Raw genomic sequence first — 24,240 nt, forward strand, 5'->3', positions numbered from 1 at the left:
GAAAACCTGTTGCTAAAAGATATAAAAATTGATAGAATAAGGATTGTCTAAAAAATTTTAAGGAGAATCTATCAAATGGATTTCACATGGGCAATTAAATATGCCACTGAATTTTTGGCCACTGCTATTTTGATCATTCTTGGAAATGGTGCAGTTGCCAACGTTGAACTTAAAGGTACGAAAGGTCACCAAAGTGGCTGGATCGTTATCGCTGTTGGTTATGGTATGGGGGTTATGATCCCAGCCTTGATGTTTGGTAACGTATCTGGTAACCACATTAACCCAGCCTTCACTCTTGGACTTGCGATCAGCGGTCTCTTCCCTTGGGCACAAGTTGCGCCTTATATCATCGCACAAGTTTTGGGTGCTATCTTTGGTCAAGCCTTGGTTGTGGCGACACACCGCCCATATTACTTGAAAACTGAAAATCCAAACAACATTTTGGGTACTTTCTCAACCATTTCAAGTTTGGATAATGGTACAAAAGAATCACGTTTTGCAGCAACTGTTAACGGTTTTGTAAACGAGTTTGTTGGTTCATTTGTTCTTTTCTTTGCAGCTCTTGGAATGACTAAAAACTTCTTTGGTGCTGAACTAGTATCAAAAGCACAAGCTGCTATCAATGCTCAAGTTGCACAAGCAACTACTCAAGGTCAAACAATTCCTCAAGAACAAGTAACAGCAGCACTTGATCAAGCTAAAGAACAAGTAGCACCATTTATGACATCTGGTCTTGGAATTGCTCACTTGGCACTTGGATTCCTTGTTATGGCCTTGGTAACATCACTTGGTGGACCTACAGGACCTGCCTTGAACCCAGCCCGTGACTTGGGACCACGTCTCCTTCATGCTTTCCTTCCAAAATCAGTTCTTGGTGAGCACAAAGGTGATTCAAAATGGTGGTATTCTTGGGTACCAGTAGTAGCACCGATCGCAGCAGCAATTGCGGCAGTAGCTATCTTCAAATTCCTTTACCTATAAGAAATTGAAACCGAGGAAATCCTCGGTTTTTTAGATGAAATTTTACGAAAAAAAGGTAAATCTGAGCATAATTTCTTGTAAAAAATTCTAAAATCCTTTAAAATAAAAGAGTTGGAGGAATTTATGAATGTAAATCAGATTGTACGGATTATTCCTACTTTAAAAGTTAATAATAGAAAATTAAATGAAACATTTTATATAGAAACCCTTGGCATGAAGGCCTTGTTAGAAGAGTCAGCCTTTCTGTCACTAGGTGATCAAACAGGTCTAGAAAAGCTGGTTTTAGAAGAAGCTCCAAGTATGCGCACTCGTAAGGTAGAGGGAAGAAAAAAACTAGCTAGATTGATTGTCAAAGTGGAAAATCCCTTAGAAATTGAAGGACTCTTATCTAAAACAGATTCGATTCATCAATTATATAAAGGTCAAAACGGCTACGCTTTTGAAATTTACTCTCCAGAAGATGATTTGGTTTTGATTCATGCGGAAGATGACAGAGAAAATCTAGTAGAAGTAGGAGAAAAGCCAGAATTTCAAACAGATCTGGAGTCAATTTCTTTAAGTAAATTTGAAATTTCTATGGAATTACACCTCCCAACGGATGTAGATAGTTTCTTGGAACTATCTGAAATTGGGGCGTCACTTGATTTTATCCCAGCTCAGGGGCAAGATTTGACTGTGGACAATACGATTACTTGGGACTTATCTATGCTCAAGTTCTTGGTCAATGAACTAGATATAGAAAGTCTTCGCCAGAAATTTGAGTCTACTGAATATTTTATTCCCAAGTCTGAAAAATTCTTCCTTGGAAAAGATAGAAATAATGTTGAATTGTGGTTTGAAGAAGTATGAAGTGGACCAAGATTATTAAAAAAATAGAAGAACAAATCGAGGCAGGGATCTATCCCGGAGCCTCTTTTGCGTATTTTAAGGACCATCAATGGAAGGAGTTCTATTTAGGTCAGAGTGACCCAGAGCATGGCTTGCAGACTCAAGCAGGACTAGTTTATGACCTAGCCAGTGTCAGCAAGGTTGTTGGGGTAGGTACTGTTTTTACTTTTTTGTGGGAAAGAGGTCAATTAGATATTGACAGACCAGTAACCGATTTTTTAGCTGAGAGTGATTATCCAGATATTACTATTCGTCAGCTCTTAACTCATGCTACAGACCTTGATCCTTTTATTCCCAATCGTGATCTTTTAACAGCCTCAGAATTAAAGGAAGCGATGTTTCATCTCAACAGACGAAGTCAGCCATCCTTTCTTTATTCGGATGTTCATTTTTTACTGTTGGGCTTTGTTTTGGAAAGAATCTTTAATCAAGACTTGGATGTGATTTTACAGGAGCAAGTTTTTAATCCTTGGAGAATGACGGAAACCCAATTTGGACCTGTTGAGCTTGCTGTTCCAACAGTTAGAGGTGTCGAGGCAGGTCTGGTACATGATCCCAAGGCTCGCCTCCTAGGCAGACATGCAGGTAGTGCTGGTTTGTTTTCGACTGTAAAGGATTTACAAATCTTTTTAGAACACTATTTAGCAGATGATTTTGCAAGAGATTTGAGTCAAAATTTTTCTCCTTTGGATGACAAGGAACGTTCTTTGGCATGGAATTTGGAAGGAGATTGGTTAGACCATACGGGCTATACAGGTACCTTTATCATGTGGAATCGCCAGAAGCAAGAAGCGGCTATTTTCCTATCGAATCGTACCTATAAAAAGGATGAGAGGGCTCAATGGATTTTAGACCGCAATCAAGTGATGGACTTGATTCGCAAAGAAGAGTAAGGAGAGACATGTCAAACGTTTTAAAAGGGACTCTATTAACAGTTGTAGCTGGTACAGCTTGGGGCTTGTCAGGAACGAGTGGCCAATACCTGATGGCACACGGAATTTCGGCTCTGGTTTTAACTAACTTACGACTTTTAATCGCTGGTGGGATTCTCATGCTCTTAGCTTATGTTACTGCAAAGGATAAAATGCTGGCCTTTTTAAAGGATAGAAAGAGTTTGCTGTCTCTTCTTATTTTTGCTCTAATTGGTCTCTTCCTCAACCAATTCGCCTATCTAACTGCTATTCAGGAGACCAATGCAGGAACTGCGACTGTGCTTCAGTATGTTTGTCCTGTCGGGATTTTAATTTATAGCTGTATCAAGGATAAGGTGGCACCGACACTGGGAGAGATAGTTTCTATCATATTAGCCATCGGAGGGACCTTCCTGATTGCAACTCATGGGCAGTTGGACCAGTTATCCATGACACCTGCAGACCTGTTCTGGGGTCTCTTTTCTGCTCTGACTTACGCCCTGTATATCATTTTGCCCATAACCTTGATTAAGAAGTGGGGGAGCAGTTTGATCATTGGTGTGGGAATGGTCATAGCTGGTTTGGTCGTCCTTCCTTTTACAGGGGTTCTACAGGCCAATATACCGACTAGTCTTGATTTTCTCCTTGCTTTTGCAGGTATTATTCTTATCGGGACTGTCTTTGCCTATACAGCCTTTCTAAAAGGAGCCAGTCTGATTGGGCCGGTCAAGTCAAGTTTGTTGGCTTCAATTGAGCCAATCTCGGCGGTTTTCTTTGCTTTCCTAATTATGAATGAACAATTTTATCCCATTGATTTTCTTGGTATGGCAATGATATTGTTTGCTGTAACTCTGATTTCTTTGAAAGATTTACTCTTAGAAAAATAAAAAGACTCTTTGTCCGTGACAGAGAGTTTTTGCATAGTAATCTAATTATTTTCAAGATAAAATTCAAAGCGTTCGCCTACATATTGACTTTTTACATATTCAAAAGCAGTACCATCTTCTAGGTAGGAAACCTGAGTCAAACCAAGAATAGCATGCCCTTTTTCAACTTCCAAATAGTGGGCAATTTTTTCTTTAGCAAGGCGAGCATAAATAGTCTGCTGTGATTTACCGATACGGTAGCCATGTTTTTGTAGAGTCTGGAAGAAATGACTGGTGATTTCTTCTTTTTTAAAGTCCTTAATGAATTTTTCAGGAATAGAAGCAACCTCATAAACCAGAGGGACTTGGTCGGCATAGCGAACACGTTCCATTCGGATAATATTCTCTGTTGTAGAAATTCCTAGCTTGGCAACTTCCTGCTCATTGGGAATGGTTTTTCTGTAGGAAATGAGTTGGCTAGAGGGTACTTTACCTTGGGACTTAACAATTTCAGTAAAACTGGTTGTCCCTCGCATCTTTTCTTGTACTCGAGTACTGGAAACAAAGGTGCCACTTCCTACACGGCGCTCTAAGACGCCTTCTTCGACTAATAGAGATACGGCTTGGCGGAGGGTCATGCGACTAACCGCAAACTGCTCTGCTAAATCTCGTTCACTAGGGAGTCTCTCCCCAATAGCCCAACGGTGCTCGTCAATATCCTTTTTTATCTGATCATGGATTTTCATATAAGCTGGTAGCATATTTTTCACTTCATTTCTATCTTTTCTCTATTGTACCCCAATAAACTAGAAAAAGTCAAACTTCGCCTTGTTTAGTTGGTAATTCGCCCTTATTTGTGATAGAATATTGAAAAAAGATATTTCTTTTGAGAAAGGAAAAAGATGAGCAACATTTCAACTGATTTGCAAGATGTAGAAAAAATCATCGTACTGGACTATGGTAGCCAATACAACCAGCTGATTTCACGCCGTATCCGTGAGATTGGTGTTTTTTCAGAACTAAAAAGCCATAAAATTTCAGCTGCTGAAGTTCGTAAAATCAATCCTGTAGGGATCATCCTGTCAGGTGGTCCAAACTCTGTATATGAAGATGGTTCATTCGATATTGACCCAGAAATCTTCGAACTTGGAATTCCAATTTTGGGAATTTGTTATGGTATGCAGTTATTGACCCATAAACTTGGAGGAAAGGTTGTACCAGCAGGAGATGCGGGGAATCGTGAATACGGTCAATCAACCCTAACACACACACCATCAGCTCTTTTTGAATCAACACCTGATGAACAGACTGTATTGATGAGCCACGGCGATGCAGTTACTGAGATTCCTGCTGACTTTGTTCGTACAGGTACATCAGCTGACTGCCCATACGCAGCCATTGAAAACCCAGATAAACACATTTACGGTATCCAATTCCATCCAGAAGTTCGCCATTCTGTATACGGGAATGACATCCTTCGTAACTTTGCCCTTAACATCTGTAAGGCTAAAGGCGACTGGACAATGGATAACTTCATCGATATGCAGATCCAAAAAATCCGTGAAACCGTCGGTGATAAACGTGTCCTTCTTGGCCTTTCAGGTGGGGTTGACTCATCTGTCGTTGGGGTTCTTCTCCAAAAAGCGATTGGCGATCAATTGATTTGTATCTTCGTAGACCACGGTCTTCTTCGTAAAGGGGAAGCGGACCAAGTTATGGACATGCTTGGTGGTAAGTTTGGTTTAAATATCGTCAAAGCAGACGCTGCTAAACGTTTCCTTGATAAACTTGCTGGCGTTTCTGACCCTGAACAAAAACGTAAAATCATCGGTAATGAGTTTGTATATGTTTTTGATGACGAAGCAAGCAAGCTAAAAGATGTGAAATTCCTTGCTCAAGGTACCTTATATACAGACGTTATCGAGTCTGGTACAGATACAGCTCAAACTATCAAGTCACATCACAACGTGGGTGGTCTTCCAGAAGACATGCAGTTTGAATTGATTGAACCACTCAATACTCTTTATAAAGACGAAGTTCGTGCCCTTGGTACAGAGCTTGGCATGCCAGACCATATCGTATGGCGCCAACCATTCCCAGGACCAGGACTTGCGATCCGTGTCATGGGTGAAATAACTGAAGAAAAACTTGAAACAGTTCGCGAATCAGACGCTATCCTGCGTGAGGAAATTGCCAAAGCTGGCCTTGACCGCGATATCTGGCAATATTTCACTGTTAACACAGGCGTTCGTTCAGTCGGTGTTATGGGTGACGGTCGTACATATGACTACACGATTGCAATCCGTGCTATTACCTCTATCGACGGTATGACTGCTGATTTTGCCAAAATTCCTTGGGAAGTCCTTCAAAAAATCTCAGTACGTATCGTAAATGAAGTGGATCATGTTAACCGTATCGTCTACGATATTACAAGTAAACCACCTGCAACAGTTGAATGGGAATAATAGATAAGAGTAACTTAGGCTAAGAATCCTTGATGTAACAGCATTAAGATAATAAAACTCCATAAAATCTGTAGTGGCTAAGATCCATTTCAGATTTTATGGAGTCTTTTTGTTTGCTATCAAGCGTGAAATGAAGTTGCTACTCAGTAAATGGAAAATAGCAGAACTTTCACCCTACAATAATTGTGAAGTGGACTTTGTCTATCTCTGAGTCTAGAAATTGAAATTTGTACTAAAAATGTTATATTTCACAAAAAACTCCCAATATTTCATGGGGGGGGGGGGTAAATATGCGTATAGCGAGAACAAACACTTAATGAAATGAATAGTTATTAATTTTGCGTATTTTATTTTGTGATAAATTTATTATTAGTGGTTATTTCTACTTTTGCTGTGAAAGAAAACAGTGGATATCTGTTGATTTTTATTTAGAAAGTATTAAAATAGTAAAATAGGCAATAATATACACAATTGCTTATGATTTAGTATATGTTTATTATTGTTTGATAAAAGAACTCAAAAAAATAATAAGGGAGAATAGAAGTGAAATTCGAAAAACGTCAAAAGTTTGCCATTAGAAAATTCAGTGTCGGTGTGGCATCTGTTTTGATTGGGCAATTCTTTATTGGTGCTGTAGCCAATGCGCCAGTCGTACGCGCCAGTGAAGTGATAGGTGTCCATACGGAAAAGCAAAAGGACCCAGATGCTGAAGTAGCTCAACCCAAGGTAGAAGCAGCTACTGTAGACACTGATAAAAATCAAGTTGTTCCTAGACCTGAGTCAGATCAGTCGGCAGAAAAACCAGTTGTAACTCAACCGTCAGTTGAAGCAAGCATTTCAAATTCAGAAAAAGCAGTTTCTACAGAAAAGGATCCAAAAGCCCAGCCAGAAATGCTGTCAAAAGAAGTGGCAGAGACTGTTCAGAAAGAATCCGATAAAAAACCGTTAGTAGAGGCTCCTCTGACGAAACTGGAGGAAAAGGAAGAGGTTACAAATCCTGACAAGGACCAGTTGGGAACAACAATCACTGAAGCAGAGGTAGTAACGAAGGAAGCAGAAAAATACCTGAGCGGTCTAACAGACTCAAATCAAAAAGCTGCCATCGAAGAAGCCTTGCGTCGCTCCAACCAACTTTTAACAGAGGCCAGAACTTCCCTCAAGTCAATAGATGTTTCAAATACAGCCTTTGAAACAGCACGTACCAATCTAGCAGAAGCCATCGAGGCAGTCTGGAACCAACTCAAAAAGATGGGGCATTCAGGCAATCTTAGTTATATGTTGGATGCAGAGACGACGAGTCAACCAGCTGTGCTAATCCCGACAACAGGGTCAAAAACGGTTTACTCCTACGGAGCAGCAACTGCACCTAAAGTCGAATTTGATATTTCTACCGATCTTGCACCATACTATGGTTCTAATTCTAGTCTATACTATGGAGTTAAAAATGGTTCAACTGTAAATGAAGATGCTCAAAAATTAGGTTTAAAGATTATAGAAAAAGAGACTAGGAATCCGTCAGGGGATCGTGACTGGATTCTCGCCCTATCTGGAAATGTTCCAACTACGGTAGAGCCTGGTACTTACAATGTCGGCTTCACATATAACAATCAAACCTATACGACAAGTCTAATCATAAAATCAGTTAGTGAATTACCCTATATTACCGTAGAAAATGAGAGTGGCTATTCTACTGTTACTAAAGATGGACGTGACATAACATTAAGTTATAAAACAGGAACTAGCCGTATAGATCCTAAAACGCAAGTGGAATTGACTCAAGGGGCCAAAGACTTAGGATTAACTTATGATTCTGCCAACCAAAGAATTTCAGGAAAAATAACTTTAGATAAGAGTATTAAGGAGGGTACTTATAATATTGGTTTAGTTTCTAAAGACGGTCAATATGAAAAGAGTATACCTCTAACTATTAGAAATCCTGGTACTTATGTAATAAATACAGCACGAGCTAGTCGGTATTCTTTTAATCCTAGTGCTGCAAGCGGTTCAGATGAAGGTTTGGTTATTCCTACAACAACCTTTGGTTATGCTGTAGGTTATGATAGTGAAACTGTCAGAAATTATAATCCAAATGTCCTATATGGTTCTGATAGTAGAAATTCCAATGATTTAGAAAGTACAGACACTATAAGAACAATTAAAGATGCCAAAAAAGATACGCTTCATTACTATACAGAGTTTGGATTAAGATTTAGCGATTCTTCTGTTTCTCTGGATAAGGTAAGGATTGATAAATTTGAACGTATAGATACCAATGCAGATGTAGCATACGAACTAGTCGATGTTTCTAAATTAGAATCTGGCAATGATTGGCAAGCTGATTCTTATTCTGTCGATAGACTTCCTTATCGAGTACGTTTTACAAAACTGCCTAAACAGCAAGCCAACTTTACAATTAAGTTTAAAACGACAGATAGTTTTGGAACTGAAAAACTATTTACAGTTCCAGTCAGGACGGAGGAACGTTCAGTTGCTAATAACAGTGATTATCGATTAAATAATTACTTAACCCATGCAGATGTTTTGTTTCATGCGGATAAGCTTTATCAAGTAAAAAATCCAACACCAGTTGCAGTTCCTAAATCTACTGCCCTTCAAAAATTAGGTGAGTTAGTACTAAATAAAGAAAATGCAGAGTTGATGGACATAAATGCTCCTGAGGGAGTTAGCATTACAAGAAGTGCAGAAGATCCAACTAAATACGTCATTACCAAAAGAGATGGAGTAATCTTACCTATCGGTGTTCATAAGATTACAGCAAAGGCTAAGGATGGACACTATGGAGAAGATGCTCCGGTACGGGAATTTACTTTTGAAGTAATGGACGGCCTAAATCCTATTTCCAATCAAAGTTGGCAAGAAGGACAAGCTATCCCAACTATTCCTGTTTCGATGACAAATGGTAGTAAGATTACGAGTCTATCAGTTGAGGCTGATGGAGAACATCTCTACCTAAGTCCTAATGCTGACAATACAGGTCTAACAGGTTATGCTTTAAAACATACAGATGCACCACAAACAGCGATTGTAACAGCTACTTATACCAATAATGAAGGTCAAAGTCGTCAGATTAAGACCAGCTTTACTTATACAGTTACACCTCCACCAGTTTCTGATTTAACTTTATCTGTAACGAATGATAAGCAAACAGTTTCAGAAGGAACTAAATTTGCAGATATGGTTGTGACAGCAACTGAAGGGGCTACAGTTTCAGTAGGAACACTGCCAGATGGTGTTATGTATGATAGCAATAGCAAAACATTATCAGGCACTGGATTATATGAAGGACATTATGTGATTCCGGTTACTGCTACAAAAGATGGAGTTTCCATTACTAAAGTAGTCGATTTGACAGTAACGCCAGGAAACTTTAATGTTCCAGCAGTTGATTACACGTTTACAGCAGGTGAATCAATACCACCGATTACTCTTAAAATTCCTAAAAATGCGACAGTAAGTTATACAAGTGGAAGTTTACCAAGTGGTTTAAGTTGGTCTTCAGATAATAAAACTATAACAGGAACTCCAACTCAAGTAGGTAAGTTTCAAACATATGCTTATGTATATAGAACTGACAAATCGGGAAATAACCAATATGCCTATGCGTATGTCAATATCACAGTAAAAAGTGTTCCTTTAGACTTTTCAATTCCAGACAATAAAAAAGAAGTGAAAGTTTTGGATGAACTTCCTTCGATTAAGTTGAAAGCGGATGGAGCCTTGTTAACAATCACTTCTGGAGAACTTCCTCCAGGTGTAAACTATGATGCTGCTACGAAAACTGTTTCAGGAACTCCTACAAAAGTAGGAACCTATACAGCAACATTCACAGCAACAAGTCCGACAATTAGTGGGAATTCAACAGCAAGCGCAACCTTAACGATTAATGTAACATCACGTGATTTAACTGTAACGGTTGATAATAAGGAACAAGAGAAGACAGTTCTAACTGCTATAGACAATGTAGTACTGACTCCTTCTGACAGTAAAGCAAGATTAGAAGTTGATACAAGTCAACTTCCACCAGGAGTTACTTATGATTCAGCAAGTAGAACAATTTCTGGAACACCATCTAAAGTGGGAGAGTACTTAATTCCATATAAAGCTACTTTCCCAGAAATGGCAGAATCTCCAGTTGCAGGTGGGCATATTAAAATTAATGTTCGCCCACTTCCTGTAAGTATTAATGTTACAGAAAAAGAACAAACGATTCGTCTGGGTGAAACTATTAAAAATATGGTGGTTTCTCACAGTGAACATTCAAGTTTAGGTGCTCGTTATCTAAGCGTAGATTTACCGGAAACAGACTTAGACTCATATCTTGAATCAACTGCAGGTTTAAATTATAATGCTGCAACGCATACAATTAGTGGAACTCCAACCAAGCCTGGTGTTTATAAAGTTCGTTTAAAAGCAACATTGGATTCTGAAACATTAGGTAAAGGTAGTGCAGAAGAGATTATCACTGTAACGGTAGTAGATGATCCAGTATCATTAGACATTAAAAATGATCGTCAAATGATTGCGCTAGGAAAAACTGATCTTCGTCCAATTACGTTTACAGTACCAGCAGGTGCTACATTAACGGTTGATAAGACCAAACTTCCAGATGGTGTAACATACGATGAATCTGCTAAGACTATTTCAGGAACACCAACAATAGCTGGAGCATTTGATATACCAGTAACGGTGATAAATGCAGGTAAAACTAAATCAATTACCAAAGATATCACCATAGATGTTGTAGACTTAACACCAGCTACACCAACTGTAACTGTGGCAGAAAACAATGATGGAACGCATACAGTTACGATTTCACAACCAGGTGGACAACCAGTATCAACCGTTATTAAAAATGGTAAAGATGGTGAGACTCCAAAAGTTAAAGTAGACCGTGATGAAACTAAGAAAGAAACGACATTAACGTTCTATAGTGACAAGAATGCCAATAATCAGTTTGACGAAGGAACAGATACAGTTCTAGGCACATCCGTGATTAAAGATGGACAAGACGGAGCAGCTGGACCAAAAGGTGAAAAAGGTGAAACTGGAGTAGCTGGGCCAAAAGGTGACAAGGGTGACCAAGGTATTCAAGGTGAACGTGGGCAAGATGGAGCTCAAGGTTTACCAGGACAAAACGGCAGAGACGGGAAGGATATCTTAAGTGGCGCAAATGCACCAAAAGCCCAAGATGGAAAAGATGGCGACACATTCATCAATACAACAACAGGAGATGTCCTTGTTAAGAAAGATGGAGAGTGGAAACCAGCAGGAAATATCAAGGGAGCAAAAGGTGATAAAGGTGAAGCTGGAGTAGCCGGCCGTGACGGAAAAGACGGCTTTACACCAGAAGTAAGTGTAGTGACAAATCCAGATGGAAGTCATACAATTTCAATTACTCAACCAGATGGTAAAGAACCAATTGCAACAACGGTTAAAAATGGAGAAAACGGAAAAGATGGACGTTCTCCAAGAATTGAACTAAAACCAATTTATCCTGCACAACCTCGAAGCGCTAGAAGAGCAAGAAGTGTGGATGAGGATCTTGCAACTACTCAACCAGCAACGGAGCCAATTGGCGTTCATATTACAGTTTATTACGATAATGATAATACTTTGACCTATACTGCTGGAGATACTTTGATTAGTGAGGAAGATATCTATAACGGAGTAGATGGTCGTGACGGTCGTAATGGTATTGATGGTAAATCAGCGATAATTGAAACAAGAGAAAACTCTGATGGAAGCCATACAATTATTATTACCAACCCAGATGGATCAAAACGTGAGATTGTAGTGAAAAATGGCCAAGACGGTAAATCTCCTACAATTGAAACGAAAGAGAATCTAGATGGAAGTCATACAATTGTCATCACAAATCCAGATGGAACAAAACAAGAAATTGTAGTGAAAAATGGTAAAGACGGAAAAGATGGACGTGATGGTAAGGATGGAACATGTAATTGTGCTGTGAATCCAACCCCTGTACAACCAGGAAATACTGGAACAATACCACCAGAACAACCGAAACCAGAATCGGGAAGAATTACACCACCATCAGAACAACCGGAATCAAAACCGAAGCCGAAGCCAGAAACAAATAAACCAAACACTCCGGGCGTAGGCACTCCAAATACAGGAACACCTGAAAACGGCAAACCGGATATTCCAGGAGAAAGTACTCCAAATACAGGGAAGCCAGGAACGGACAAGTCAGGAACAGGCATCCCAAGTACAAATAATCAAAATGTACTTGAATCACATACCTCTGACACTGTTGAGATTCCAAACACAGTTCCAGTAACATCTGAAACAAATACTCAAATCCCAGATTATGGAACTTCTGGAATGACGAATCATACAAGAGTAGCCTTACCGAATACTGGAAGTCAAACAGATGTCATTTCAATTCTTTTAGGAAGTGGAATCTTACTTACTCTTTATGTAGCCAAAAGAAAAGAAGACTAGAAGCTAAATTTTTCGCTCTTAGTTTATCAAAAGTAGGAATGGAGTATAAAAGGTGTAAATCCTTCAGATGCTTACTTGCTTTTATTGGCTTAAGATAGTTAATTATGGTTACCAGACTGTAGGTGTTCCATAATAAGAATAGTGCTATAAGAGCTAATCCTCCGATATGCTAGATGAAAGTGGTGTATCGGAGGATATTTTTAGCTTCTCCTTGCTGTACGCCTAGCTACCTTGTTTGCTCTTTGATTTTTATTGAGTATAAATTTTTCACGAGATGATGATGTGAGAAGTTTGTTATAAGTAAAAGCTTTTAGAACTCTGTTATCTAAAGTCTAAAAGATTAGAATTGTCAAAACAATCTGTCTAGGCTTGATTTTATGGCTTATTTACTATAAAATGAGAAGGAAAAACGTCAAACTTTTATATTGCAAATAGGAGAAAACATGGCAAAAACATTAAAACGTCCTGAGGTTTTATCACCTGCAGGAACTTTAGAGAAGCTAAAAGTAGCTGTTCAATATGGAGCAGATGCTGTCTTTATCGGTGGTCAGGCCTATGGTCTTCGTAGCCGTGCCGGAAACTTTACTTTCGAACAGATGGAAGAAGGCGTACAGTTTGCGGCCAAGTATGGTGCTAAGGTTTATGTGGCTGCCAATATGGTTATGCACGAAGGAAATGAGGCTGGTGCTGGTGAGTGGTTCCGTAAACTACGTGATATCGGGATTGCAGCAGTTATCGTATCTGACCCAGCTTTGATTATGATTGCGGCGACTGAAGCACCAGGTCTTGAAATCCACCTTTCTACCCAAGCAAGTGCCACCAACTATGAAACTCTTGAGTTCTGGAAAGAACTGGGCTTGACTCGTGTCGTTTTGGCGCGTGAGGTTTCAATGGAAGAATTGGCAGAAATTCGCAAACGTACAGACGTTGAGATTGAAGCCTTTGTTCATGGAGCTATGTGTATTTCCTACTCAGGTCGCTGTACGCTTTCAAATCACATGAGTATGCGTGATGCTAACCGTGGTGGTTGCTCTCAGTCTTGCCGTTGGAAGTACGACCTTTACGATATGCCATTTGGGAAGGAACGTAAGAGTCTTAAAGGTGAAATTCCTGAAGAATTTTCAATGTCAGCCGTTGATATGTCTATGATTGACCATATCCCAGATATGATTGAAAACGGTGTGGACAGTCTGAAGATCGAAGGACGCATGAAGTCTATTCACTATGTTTCAACAGTAACTAACTGTTATAAGGCGGCTGTTGATGCTTATCTAGAGAGTCCAGAGAAGTTTGAAGCTATCAAGCAAGACTTGATTGATGAGATGTGGAAGGTTGCCCAACGTGAATTAGCAACAGGTTTCTACTATGGTACACCATCTGAAAATGAGCAGTTGTTTGGTGCTCGTCGTAAAATTCCTGAGTATAAGTTTGTCGCTGAAGTGGTTTCTTACGATGATGCGACACAAACAGCAACCATTCGCCAACGGAACGTCATTAACGAAGGGGACCAAGTTGAGTTTTATGGTCCAGGTTTCCGTCATTTTGAGACTTATATCGAAGATTTGCATGATGCTAAAGGAAATAAGATCGATCGTGCTCCTAATCCAATGGAACTCTTGACTATCAAGGTTCCACAACCTGTTCAAGCTGGAGACATGGTTCGAGCTCTTAAAGAAGGTCTTATCAATCTTTATAAGGAAGATGGAACCAGCGTCACAGTTCGTGCTTAATAAACATGTAGGAGACGAAAGTTTTCTAGTTGCTTTCCCTTTAATCCTATTTACTAAAAGAACATTAGGTTAAAAAAATATATTAATTTCCATCCGAGATTTCATCTCGGATTTTTCATTATTTTTCAGAAAGACCTAGATAATGGACGGATTTATTACAAGTTTTTTCCAAAGTTTTCTATATAATAAGCTAAAAAATAGTAAAATTGTAAATAATTTTCATTAAACGCTTTCAACGTAAGTAAAAAGTTGACAAATCCAATTTTTAGGACTAAACTAAGTAAGTAAATTTTAATTAAAAGGAGAATTCGTCATGAATTTAACATTTTTCGGTCTATGTCTTGCCTGTATGGGTGTATCTCTTGGTGAAGGTATGTTGATGAACGGTTTGTTGAAATCAGTTGCTCGCCAACCAGATATCATCTCAGAACTACGTAGTTTGATGATCCTAGGGGTTGCCTTTATTGAAGGTACTTTCTTCGTTACTCTTGTCTTTTCATTTATCATCAAATAAAAGAAGTATAAATTGAAAAAGGGAGGATTTTAGATGGAAGAAAGTATTAATCCAACCATCAATATTGGTCCTGTTACCTTTAATTTAACCATAGTAGTTTTGACTTTGTTGACTGTAGCACTTATTTTTGGCTTTATTTATTGGGCAACTCGAAATATGACTTTGAGACCCACAGGAAAACAAAATGTATTAGAGTATTTATTTGATTTTGTTGTTGGATTTACAAAATCAAACCTTGGTCCAATGATAAAGGATTATTCTCTCTTTTATTTCTGTTTATTCCTATTTATGGCCATTGCAAATAATATTGGCTTAATGGCTAGAATTCAGACTACAGATGGTGTAAATCTTTGGACCTCACCAACAGCAAATTTGTCATTTGACTTGGTCTTGTCTTTTACAATTATCTTAATGACACACGTAGAAGGAATTCGTCGTCGTGGAATCAAAAAGTATTTAAAAGCATTTGTAACACCAGGTTTTATGACACCAATGAATCTCTTGGAAGAAGTTACCAATCTCCTTTCACTTGCATTGCGGGTATTTGGTAATATCTTTGCAGGGGAAGTGATGGCAAGTATGTTAGTCCTACTTTCTCATCAGGCCTTCTATTGGTACCCTATTGCTTTTGGAACAAATCTAATCTGGACTGCATTTTCTGTTTTTATTTCTTGTGTACAAGCATATGTATTTACATTGTTATCTTCAATGTACCTAGGAAATAAAATTAATGATGAAGAATAGAAAGGAGTAGTTTATGAATGTAACAGTAGGTGAATTACTTGGTGATTTTATACTAATCGCTGGTTCCTTTATTCTCTTGCTAGTCTTGGTTAAGAAATATGCTTGGTCAAATTTGACTAGTATTTTCGAACAAAGAGCAGAAAAAATTGCAGCAGATATTGACGGAGCTGAACAAGCACGTCAAAAAGCAGAAGTATTGGCTCAAAAACGCGAAGATGAATTGGCTGGTAGCCGTAAAGAAGCTAAGACAATCATTGAGAATGCGAAAGAAACAGCTGAGAAAAGCAAAGCTAGTATTTTAGCAGATGCTAAGCTAGAAGCAGGACGCTTGAAAGAAAAAGCGAACCAAGAAATTGCTCAAAATAAAGCTGAAGCTTTACAAAGCGTTAAGGGTGAGGTAGCAGATTTGACAATCAGCCTGGCTGGTAAAATCATCTCACAAAACCTTGACGGTCATGCCCATAAAGAACTCATTGATCAGTATATCGATCAGTTAGGAGAAGCTTAATGGACAAGAAAACAGTAAAGGTAATTGAAAAATACAGCATGCCTTTTGTCCAATTGGTTTTAGAAAAAGGAGAAGAAGACCGTATCTTTTCAGACTTAGCTCAAATCAAGCAAGTTGCTGAAGAAACAGGTTTACCTTCTTTTTTAAAAAAAGTGGCAGTAGACGAGTCTGATAAGGAAAAAACAATTGCTTTCTTCCAAGACTCTGTGTCACCTTTATTGCAAAACTTTATCCAGGTTCTTATCTACAATCACAGAGCAAATCTTTTTTATGATATTCTTGTAGATTGCTTGAACCGACTTGAAAAAGAAACAAATCGATTTGAAGTGACGATTACGTCAGCTCATCCTTTAACTGATGAACAGAAGAGTCGCTTGCTCCCTTTGATTGAGAAAAAAATGTCTCTTAAAGTAAGGAGTGTAAAAGAACAAATCGATGAAAGTCTTATTGGTGGTTTTGTCATTTTTGCCAATCACAAGACAATTGATGTGAGTATTAAACAACAACTTAAAGTTGTTAAAGAAAATTTGAAATAGAAAGTGGTGTTCTTTTGGCAATTAACGCACAAGAAATCAGCGCTTTAATTAAGCAACAAATTGAAAATTTCAAACCCAATTTTGATGTGACTGAAACAGGTGTTGTAACCTATATCGGGGACGGTATCGCGCGTGCTCACGGACTTGAAAATGCCATGAGTGGAGAGTTGTTGATTTTTGAAAACGGCTCTTATGGTATGGCTCAAAACTTGGAGTCAACAGATGTTGGTATTATCATCCTAGGTGACTTTACAGATATCCGTGAAGGCGATACAATCCGCCGTACAGGGAAAATCATGGAAGTCCCAGTAGGTGAAAGTCTGATTGGACGTGTTGTGGATCCGCTTGGTCGTCCAGTTGATGGTCTTGGAGAAATCCACACTGATAAAACTCGTCCAGTAGAAGCGCCAGCTCCTGGTGTTATGCAACGTAAGTCTGTATCAGAACCATTGCAAACTGGTTTGAAAGCTATCGACGCCCTTGTACCGATTGGTCGTGGTCAACGTGAGTTGATTATCGGTGACCGTCAGACAGGGAAAACAACCATTGCAATTGATACAATCTTGAACCAAAAAGGTCAAGATATGATCTGTATCTATGTTGCGATTGGACAAAAAGAATCAACAGTTCGTACGCAAGTAGAAACACTACGTCAGTACGGTGCCTTGGACTACACAATCGTTGTGACTGCCTCTGCTTCACAACCATCTCCATTGCTTTTCCTAGCTCCTTATGCTGGGGTTGCCATGGCGGAAGAATTTATGTACCAAGGGAAACATGTTTTGATCGTTTATGATGATTTATCAAAACAAGCGGTAGCTTATCGTGAACTCTCTCTCTTGCTTCGTCGTCCTCCAGGTCGTGAAGCTTTCCCAGGGGATGTTTTCTACCTTCACAGCCGTTTGCTTGAGCGCTCAGCTAAAGTTTCTGATGAACTTGGTGGTGGATCTATTACAGCCCTACCGTTTATCGAGACACAAGCAGGAGATATCTCTGCCTATATCGCAACCAACGTGATTTCAATCACTGATGGACAAATCTTCCTTGGTGATGGTCTCTTCAATGCAGGTATTCGTCCAGCCATCGATGCGGGTTCTTCTGTATCGCGTGTAGGTGGTTCTGCACAAATCAAAGCCATGAAGAAGGTTGCTGGTACACTTCGTATCGACCTTGCTTCATACCGTGAGTTGGAAGCCTTCACTAAGTTTGGTTCTGACTTAGATGCGGCGACACAGGCTAAGTTGAACCGTGGACGTCGTACAGTTGAAGTCTTGAAACAACCTGTTCACAAACCATTACCTGTTGAGAAACAAGTAACCATTCTCTATGCTTTGACACATGGTTTCTTGGATACTGTTCCAGTAGATGATATTGTTCGTTTCGAGGAAGAGTTCCATGCCTTCTTTGACGCTCAACATCCAGAGATTTTAGAAACCATTCGTGATACAAAAGACTTGCCAGAAGAAGCAGTCTTGGATGCTGCGATTACAGAGTTTCTCAATCAAACCAGCTTCCAATAAGAATAGAGGTGTCAGATGGCAGTATCTCTAAATGATATTAAAACAAAAATCGCCTCAACAAAAAATACGAGTCAAATCACTAATGCCATGCAGATGGTATCAGCTGCTAAGCTAGGTCGTTCTGAAGAAGCTGCTCGCAACTTCCAAGTTTATGCTCAGAAAGTTCGTAAACTTTTGACGGATATTCTTCATGGGAATGGAGCTGGTAGTTCAACCAATCCGATGTTGATTAGCCGTCCAGTTAAGAAGACAGGCTATATCGTCATTACATCAGACCGAGGTTTGGTTGGAGGTTATAATTCCTCTATTCTGAAAGCCGTTATGGAGCTGAAAGAAGAGTACCATCCAGATGGTAAAGGTTTTGAAATGATCTGTATTGGTGGAATGGGAGCTGATTTCTTTAAGGCTCGTGGTATTCAACCACTTTATGAACTACGTGGCTTGGCAGACCAACCTAGCTTTGATGAAGTCCGTAAGATTATTTCAAAAACTGTTGAAATGTACCAAAATGAACTTTTTGATGAACTCTATGTCTGCTATAACCACCATGTCAATACGCTAACCAGTCAAATGCGTGTGGAACAAATGCTTCCAATTGTTGACTTGGATCCAAATGAAGCAGATGACAGTTACAGCTTGACCTTTGAATTGGAAACTAGCCGAGAAGAAATTTTGGAGCAGTTGTTGCCTCAGTTTGCAGAAAGTATGATTTATGGTGCTATTATCGACGCTAAGACAGCCGAAAATGCTGCGGGTATGACAGCCATGCAAACAGCGACAGATAATGCTAAGAAAGTCATTAATGATTTGACAATTCAGTATAACCGTGCCAGACAGGCGGCGATTACACAAGAAATTACAGAAATCGTAGCAGGAGCTAGTGCCTTAGAATAGGCACTAGTCCAGCTCGTATGAAAATGAACTTAGGACCTAGTTAAGCTAGGGACCGACAGTATCTTATATAGAATAGGAGAAGGAGATGAGTTCAGGTAAAATTGCTCAGGTTATCGGTCCCGTTGTAGACGTCTTGTTTGCAGCAGGGGAAAAACTTCCTGAGATTAACAATGCACTTGTCGTCTACAAAAATGACGAAAGAAAAACAAAAATCGTCCTTGAAGTAGCCTTGGAGTTGGGAGATGGTATGGTCCGTACTATCGCCATGGAATCAACAGATGGTTTGACTCGTGGAATGGAAGTATTGGACACAGGTCGTCCAATCTCTGTACCAGTAGGTAAAGAAACTTTGGGACGTGTCTTCAATGTTTTGGGAGATACCATTGACTTGGAAGTTCCTTTTACAGAAGATGCAGAGCGTCAGCCAATTCATAAAAAAGCTCCAACTTTTGATGAGTTGTCTACCTCTTCTGAAATCCTTGAAACAGGGATTAAGGTTATCGATCTTCTTGCCCCTTATCTTAAAGGTGGTAAGGTTGGACTTTTCGGTGGTGCCGGAGTTGGTAAAACTGTCTTGATTCAAGAGTTGATTCATAACATTGCCCAAGAACACGGTGGTATTTCAGTATTTACCGGTGTTGGGGAACGTACTCGTGAAGGGAACGACCTTTACTGGGAAATGAAAGAATCAGGTGTTATCGAGAAAACAGCCATGGTATTTGGTCAGATGAATGAGCCACCAGGAGCACGTATGCGTGTTGCCCTTACTGGTTTGACAATCGCTGAATACTTCCGTGATGTGGAAGGCCAAGACGTGCTTCTCTTTATCGATAATATCTTCCGTTTCACTCAGGCTGGTTCAGAAGTATCTGCCCTTTTGGGTCGTATGCCATCAGCCGTTGGTTACCAACCAACACTTGCTACGGAAATGGGTCAATTGCAAGAGCGTATTACATCAACTAAAAAGGGTTCTGTAACCTCTATCCAGGCTATCTATGTGCCAGCGGATGACTATACTGACCCAGCGCCAGCAACAGCCTTCGCTCATTTGGACTCAACAACTAACTTGGAACGTAAGTTGGTACAATTGGGTATCTACCCAGCCGTTGACCCACTTGCTTCAAGCTCACGTGCCTTGGCACCTGAAATCGTTGGAGAAGAGCACTATGCAGTTGCTGCTGAAGTAAAACGCGTTCTTCAACGTTACCATGAATTGCAAGATATCATTGCTATCCTTGGTATGGATGAGCTTTCTGATGAAGAAAAGACCTTGGTTGCTCGTGCCCGTCGTATCCAGTTCTTCTTGTCACAAAACTTCAACGTTGCGGAACAATTCACTGGTCAGCCAGGTTCTTATGTTCCAGTTGCTGAAACTGTTCGTGGCTTTAAGGAAATCCTTGATGGTAAACACGACCACTTGCCAGAAGATGCCTTCCGTGGGGTTGGTTCTATCGAAGATGTGATTGCAAAAGCTGAAAAAATGGGATTTTAAGAGGTGATCTATGGCTCAGTTAACTGTCCAGATCGTGACACCAGATGGTCTCGTCTATGATCACCATGCCAGCTTTGTATCAGTTCGAACTCTGGATGGTGAGATGGGAATCTTGCCACGACATGAAAATATGATTGCAGTTTTAGCAGTTGATGAGGTTAAGGTTAAACGTGTAGATGATGAAAATCACGTGAACTGGATTGCAGTGAACGGAGGCGTTATCGAAGTTGCCAATGGTGTTATCACAATCGTTGCTGACTCTGCAGAACGGGCTCGTGATATCGACGTTAGTCGTGCAGAACGTGCCAAACTTCGAGCAGAGCGTGAAATTGAAGAAGCACAAGACAAACACTTGATTGACCAAGAACGTCGTGCGAAGATTGCACTGCAACGTGCCATTAACCGTATTAATGTCGGAAATAGACTATAAGAAAAAAATGAACTTGAGTTACCAAGTTCATTTTTTATGTTTTCTTAAGGGGCAAAACTGATGCAGACTGCTTCTGGGACATGAAAGTCATTAGAAAGTTCTGCTAGACGTCCAGTTTCAGAATTGCGTTTAAAGACGGTTGCATTGTCAGAGTCTTGATGGACAGCAATGACAAATTCTTGGTCTGGTGTCAAATCAAAATCACGTGGAGTCTGACCATGTGTCGGAACGATTTCTAACAACTCTAAGCTACCGTCCGCAAGGATTGTATATACTACGATAGAATCATGACCACGGTTAGAGGCGTAGAGGTATTTACCATCTTTAGAGAGACGAATGGCAGCAGTACCATTAAAGCCTTCATAACCGTCTGGTAGAGTTGAAATGACTTGCATGCGTTCAAATTCGCCAACACCATCGTAGATTAGAACCTCGATAGTGCTATTGAGTTCACAAATGAGATAAGCGATTTTATAATGGTTATGGAAAATAATATGGCGTGAGCCTGCTCCTGGCTGGCTATGATAGGTATAGAGCTTAGATAATTTTCCTTCTGAATCAAAATCATAAGTGATAACTTGGTCTGTTCCCAAGTCGCAGGTCACTAGATAGTGGTCAGGTGTTAAATCTGTATAGTGAACATGTGGAGAAGCTTGATTTTCATGTGGACCTTGGCCACTGTGTTGATCAATATCACTAAGTACAAGACGACCATCTTCCTGACGTTTATAAACAAGGACCTGTCCCTTGTGGTAGTTTGCCGCGTAAACCAAATCACGCTCTTCATCAACGGCAACATAACAGTGGGGGGCTCCCTCTTCAACGACGTGATTTAATAAGTTACCATTAGTTTGATAGGCTGCAATTCCACCCTTATCGTCTTGACTACCAACAGTGTATAAATGTTGGTGCTGGTCAAAGGCAAGGTAGGTTGGACTTGGCTCAGTAGCAAAAAGTTCTAGATTTGAAAGCTGACCAGTTTCTGTATCAAAGTCTGCCTTGTAAATCCCTTGGGAAGTCCGACGTGTATAAGTTCCAAAATAAACAGTTTTTTTCATAACTTTACCTCTATACAAAAGATAAGACTATTATATCACAAAAATGGAAGTATAAAGAAATCAAGATTAGCAAGAGCTTTACCTAATTCTTTTGATGATAATATTAGAAATGTTTTCATTGATTTACTTAATAAAAGTGCTATAATAATCTTATACAAATTGCAAAGGAGTTTAACTATGAAAAAACGTGTTTTCTTAGCAGCAGGAGTTGCTGTACTCTCGGCAGCAGTGCTAGTAGCGTGTTCATCTGGTAATGGTAATAAAGAAGCAACTAAACAAGCAACTAAACCAGTTACTTATGCCTATGTATTCTCATTAGATCCTGTTACTTTGGATTATACAGTTTCTGGTAATGTCAGCACTAAACAGATTACAGGTAATGTTATTGATGGATTATTAGAAAATGACCAATATGGGAATCTGGTCCCATCAGTTGCAGAAGATTGGACTGTTTCCAAAGATGGTTTGACCTATACCTATAAAATCCGTCAGGGTGTCAAGTGGTATACCAATGAGGGAGAGGAGTATGGTGAAGTTAAGGCTCAGGATTTTGTAACTGGTCTGAAGCATGCAGCTGATAAGAAATCACAGGCTCTCTATTTGGTACAGGATTCTATCAAAGGATTGGATGACTATGTAAATGGGAAAACAACAGATTTCTCAACCGTAGGTGTGAAAGCAACAGATGATTATACTGTTGTTTATACTTTGAACCATCCAGAATCTTTCTGGAATTCAAAAACAACAATGGGAGTCCTTGCTCCCGTGAGTGGAGACTTTTTAGCTTCTAAAGGAGATGATTTTGGTAAGACCACTGATGTTACGAGCATTCTCTACAACGGTCCTTATCTCCTCAAGGGTCTTACATCTAAGTCTTCTATCGAAATGACTAAAAACCAAAATTATTGGGATAAGCAAAATGTCTTTATTGATGATATCAAGTTATCATTCTTTGATGGTCAAGATGCAGACTCTCTAGGACGCGGTTTTGATGAGGGACATTATCCAGCTGCTCCACTCTTTAAAAACTCTGCCAACTATGAACGTCTAAAAGAAAAATACAAGGATAATATTGTATATGGTCAACAAAGAGGTGGCGTCTTCTATATGTCTACTAATATTGATCGTGTGTCATACAATCATACTGCTAAAACAAGTGATGCAGAAAAATCATCTACAAAAAAAGCTTTGTTAAATAAAGAATTCCGTCAAGCTTTGGCATTTGCTGCAGATCGTAAAGCAGCTGTTTCTCAGGTGTTTGGAGATGAAGTGGCACCTCGTAAACTACGTACAAGTTTCACTCCTCCAACATTTGTACAAGTTGGAGACCAATCGTTTGGTCAAGTAACTAAGACAGAATTGGATAAATTGGATAATGTCTGGAAAGATGTCAGTCTTGATGATGCCCAAGATTCACTTCATAACGTAGACAAGGCTAAAGCTAAGTTTGAATCTGCTAAGAAAACTCTTCAAGCTGATGGAGTGCAGTATCCGATTCATTTAGATCTTCCAGTTTCATCGACTCAGACAGATTTTATCCATCAAGCTCAGTCTTATAAACAATCCATTGAAGAAGCCTTGGGCTCTGAAAATGTAGTTGTTGATATTCAACAGGTTTCTGATGATGAATTGGGAAACATGACTGTTCTAGCAACATCAAATAATAATGTTGATTGGGACATTAATGTTAATAGTGGTTGGAGTCCGGATTATGCAGACCCATCAACTTATCTAGATGTATTTGATCCAACTTCAGGTCCAAGTCTCCTCGGCTCTCTTGGTGTAGCACCAGGAACAGACAATCAAGCCATTAAAACAGTTGGATTGGATAAATACAAAGGATTGATTGATGATGCAAATAGTGAAAAAACAGATCTGCAAAAACGTTATTCTAAATATGCTAAGGCGCAAGCTTGGTTAACAGATAGTGCTCTAGTTATTCCTGTACACTCAGACGGTGCCCAAATGTTAGTAACGAAGAAAGTATTAGGTAGTGGTGCTGATGGTTGGATTGGTGACAAAACAGGAGATAACAGTTATAAATATCTTAAACTCCAAGATAAGATTGTCACTTCCAAAGAAATGGATGAGTTCCGCAAGAAATTTGCTGATGAAAAAGGCAAATCCAATGCTGATTATCAGAAGAACTTAGACCGTCATATTCAAGACTAATCGAATCTCCTCTTTTGAGGGGATTTTTTATGTCGCTGTCTCCAT

Annotated in this window: 17 protein-coding genes and 3 pseudogenes; 18 read left to right on the forward strand and 2 right to left on the reverse strand. The window is 39.5% G+C overall.

What is annotated here, in order from left to right:
- Nucleotides 1-75 precede the first annotated feature (75 nt).
- The 4 genes from gla to RN80_RS05380 all read left to right on the forward strand — a co-directional run bounded on the left by gla (nucleotide 76) and on the right by RN80_RS05380 (nucleotide 3,667).
- Entirely contained in the window at nucleotides 76-981 is a 906-nt protein-coding gene (gene gla, locus RN80_RS05365) for an aquaglyceroporin Gla (protein ID WP_000348095.1), read from the forward strand.
- A gap of 123 nt (nucleotides 982-1,104) precedes the next feature.
- Nucleotides 1,105-1,830, forward strand: coding sequence for a CppA N-terminal domain-containing protein (locus tag RN80_RS05370; RefSeq protein WP_033687154.1), 726 nt, complete (start codon nucleotides 1,105-1,107; stop codon nucleotides 1,828-1,830).
- The gene (locus RN80_RS05375; RefSeq protein WP_060628007.1) at nucleotides 1,827-2,762 is read left to right on the forward strand and encodes a serine hydrolase domain-containing protein; all 936 of its coding nucleotides are present in this window, start codon (nucleotides 1,827-1,829) and stop codon (nucleotides 2,760-2,762) included. The genes RN80_RS05370 and RN80_RS05375 overlap by 4 nt, the downstream gene beginning before the upstream one ends.
- An 8-nt stretch (nucleotides 2,763-2,770) precedes the next feature.
- Entirely contained in the window at nucleotides 2,771-3,667 is an 897-nt protein-coding gene (locus RN80_RS05380) for a DMT family transporter (protein WP_060628010.1), read from the forward strand.
- Between the two features lie 41 nt (nucleotides 3,668-3,708).
- On the opposite strand, the gene RN80_RS05385 is transcribed toward RN80_RS05380, so the two are convergent.
- Nucleotides 3,709-4,407, reverse strand: coding sequence for a GntR family transcriptional regulator (locus tag RN80_RS05385; protein ID WP_060628013.1), 699 nt, complete (start codon nucleotides 4,405-4,407; stop codon nucleotides 3,709-3,711).
- Nucleotides 4,408-4,548: 141 nt separating this feature from the next.
- Here RN80_RS05385 and guaA point away from each other — a divergent pair, with 141 nt between their 5' ends.
- From guaA to RN80_RS05440, 13 genes and pseudogenes are all read left to right on the forward strand, one after another.
- Nucleotides 4,549-6,111: a glutamine-hydrolyzing GMP synthase gene (guaA, locus tag RN80_RS05390; protein WP_060628015.1), complete on the forward strand. Its 1,563-nt coding sequence runs from the start codon at nucleotides 4,549-4,551 to the stop codon at nucleotides 6,109-6,111.
- A 543-nt stretch (nucleotides 6,112-6,654) separates the two neighbouring features.
- Nucleotides 6,655-10,950: pseudogene (locus RN80_RS05395) on the forward strand (putative Ig domain-containing protein); the annotation flags it as partial.
- Nucleotides 10,951-11,259: 309 nt separating this feature from the next.
- A pseudogene (locus tag RN80_RS10290) lies at nucleotides 11,260-11,613 on the forward strand (collagen-flanked surface repeat-containing protein); the annotation flags it as partial.
- Nucleotides 11,614-11,880: 267 nt separating this feature from the next.
- Nucleotides 11,881-12,597: pseudogene (locus tag RN80_RS10295) on the forward strand (collagen-flanked surface repeat-containing protein); the annotation flags it as partial.
- A gap of 443 nt (nucleotides 12,598-13,040) precedes the next feature.
- A complete protein-coding gene (locus RN80_RS05400; RefSeq protein WP_060628020.1) occupies nucleotides 13,041-14,327 on the forward strand; it encodes a peptidase U32 family protein in 1,287 nt (428 codons plus the stop codon).
- 313 nt (nucleotides 14,328-14,640) lie between these two features.
- Nucleotides 14,641-14,841: a F0F1 ATP synthase subunit C gene (locus RN80_RS05405; protein WP_001054560.1), complete on the forward strand. Its 201-nt coding sequence runs from the start codon at nucleotides 14,641-14,643 to the stop codon at nucleotides 14,839-14,841.
- 33 nt (nucleotides 14,842-14,874) lie between these two features.
- Nucleotides 14,875-15,585 (forward strand): F0F1 ATP synthase subunit A, encoded by a 711-nt coding sequence (gene atpB, locus RN80_RS05410; protein WP_000392870.1) that lies wholly within the window; start codon nucleotides 14,875-14,877, stop codon nucleotides 15,583-15,585.
- A gap of 13 nt (nucleotides 15,586-15,598) precedes the next feature.
- Entirely contained in the window at nucleotides 15,599-16,093 is a 495-nt protein-coding gene (gene atpF, locus RN80_RS05415) for a F0F1 ATP synthase subunit B (protein WP_001103468.1), read from the forward strand.
- Complete coding sequence (locus RN80_RS05420; RefSeq protein WP_004256581.1) at nucleotides 16,093-16,629, forward strand: F0F1 ATP synthase subunit delta; 537 nt, start codon at nucleotides 16,093-16,095, stop codon at nucleotides 16,627-16,629. Before atpF ends, RN80_RS05420 begins: the two co-directional genes overlap by 1 nt.
- A gap of 14 nt (nucleotides 16,630-16,643) precedes the next feature.
- Nucleotides 16,644-18,149 carry a F0F1 ATP synthase subunit alpha gene (gene atpA / locus RN80_RS05425; RefSeq protein ID WP_000996629.1) on the forward strand — a complete coding sequence of 502 codons (1,506 nt, stop codon included), beginning with the start codon at nucleotides 16,644-16,646 and terminating at the stop codon, nucleotides 18,147-18,149.
- A 15-nt stretch (nucleotides 18,150-18,164) separates the two neighbouring features.
- Nucleotides 18,165-19,043 (forward strand): F0F1 ATP synthase subunit gamma, encoded by an 879-nt coding sequence (locus RN80_RS05430; protein ID WP_000301224.1) that lies wholly within the window; start codon nucleotides 18,165-18,167, stop codon nucleotides 19,041-19,043.
- A gap of 85 nt (nucleotides 19,044-19,128) precedes the next feature.
- A complete protein-coding gene (gene atpD / locus RN80_RS05435) occupies nucleotides 19,129-20,535 on the forward strand; it encodes a F0F1 ATP synthase subunit beta (RefSeq protein ID WP_049547270.1) in 1,407 nt (468 codons plus the stop codon).
- A 10-nt stretch (nucleotides 20,536-20,545) separates the two neighbouring features.
- Nucleotides 20,546-20,965, forward strand: coding sequence for a F0F1 ATP synthase subunit epsilon (locus RN80_RS05440; RefSeq protein WP_000068037.1), 420 nt, complete (start codon nucleotides 20,546-20,548; stop codon nucleotides 20,963-20,965).
- Between the two features lie 44 nt (nucleotides 20,966-21,009).
- Here RN80_RS05440 and RN80_RS05445 read toward each other — a convergent pair whose 3' ends face one another.
- A complete protein-coding gene (locus RN80_RS05445; RefSeq protein WP_060628023.1) occupies nucleotides 21,010-22,023 on the reverse strand; it encodes a lactonase family protein in 1,014 nt (337 codons plus the stop codon).
- 177 nt (nucleotides 22,024-22,200) lie between these two features.
- Here RN80_RS05445 and RN80_RS05450 point away from each other — a divergent pair, with 177 nt between their 5' ends.
- Nucleotides 22,201-24,195, forward strand: coding sequence for a peptide ABC transporter substrate-binding protein (locus tag RN80_RS05450; RefSeq protein WP_060628026.1), 1,995 nt, complete (start codon nucleotides 22,201-22,203; stop codon nucleotides 24,193-24,195).
- Nucleotides 24,196-24,240: the final 45 nt, after the last annotated feature.

It is taken from the genome of Streptococcus mitis (genome assembly GCF_001281025.1).
Lineage (GTDB): Bacteria > Bacillota > Bacilli > Lactobacillales > Streptococcaceae > Streptococcus > Streptococcus mitis_AK.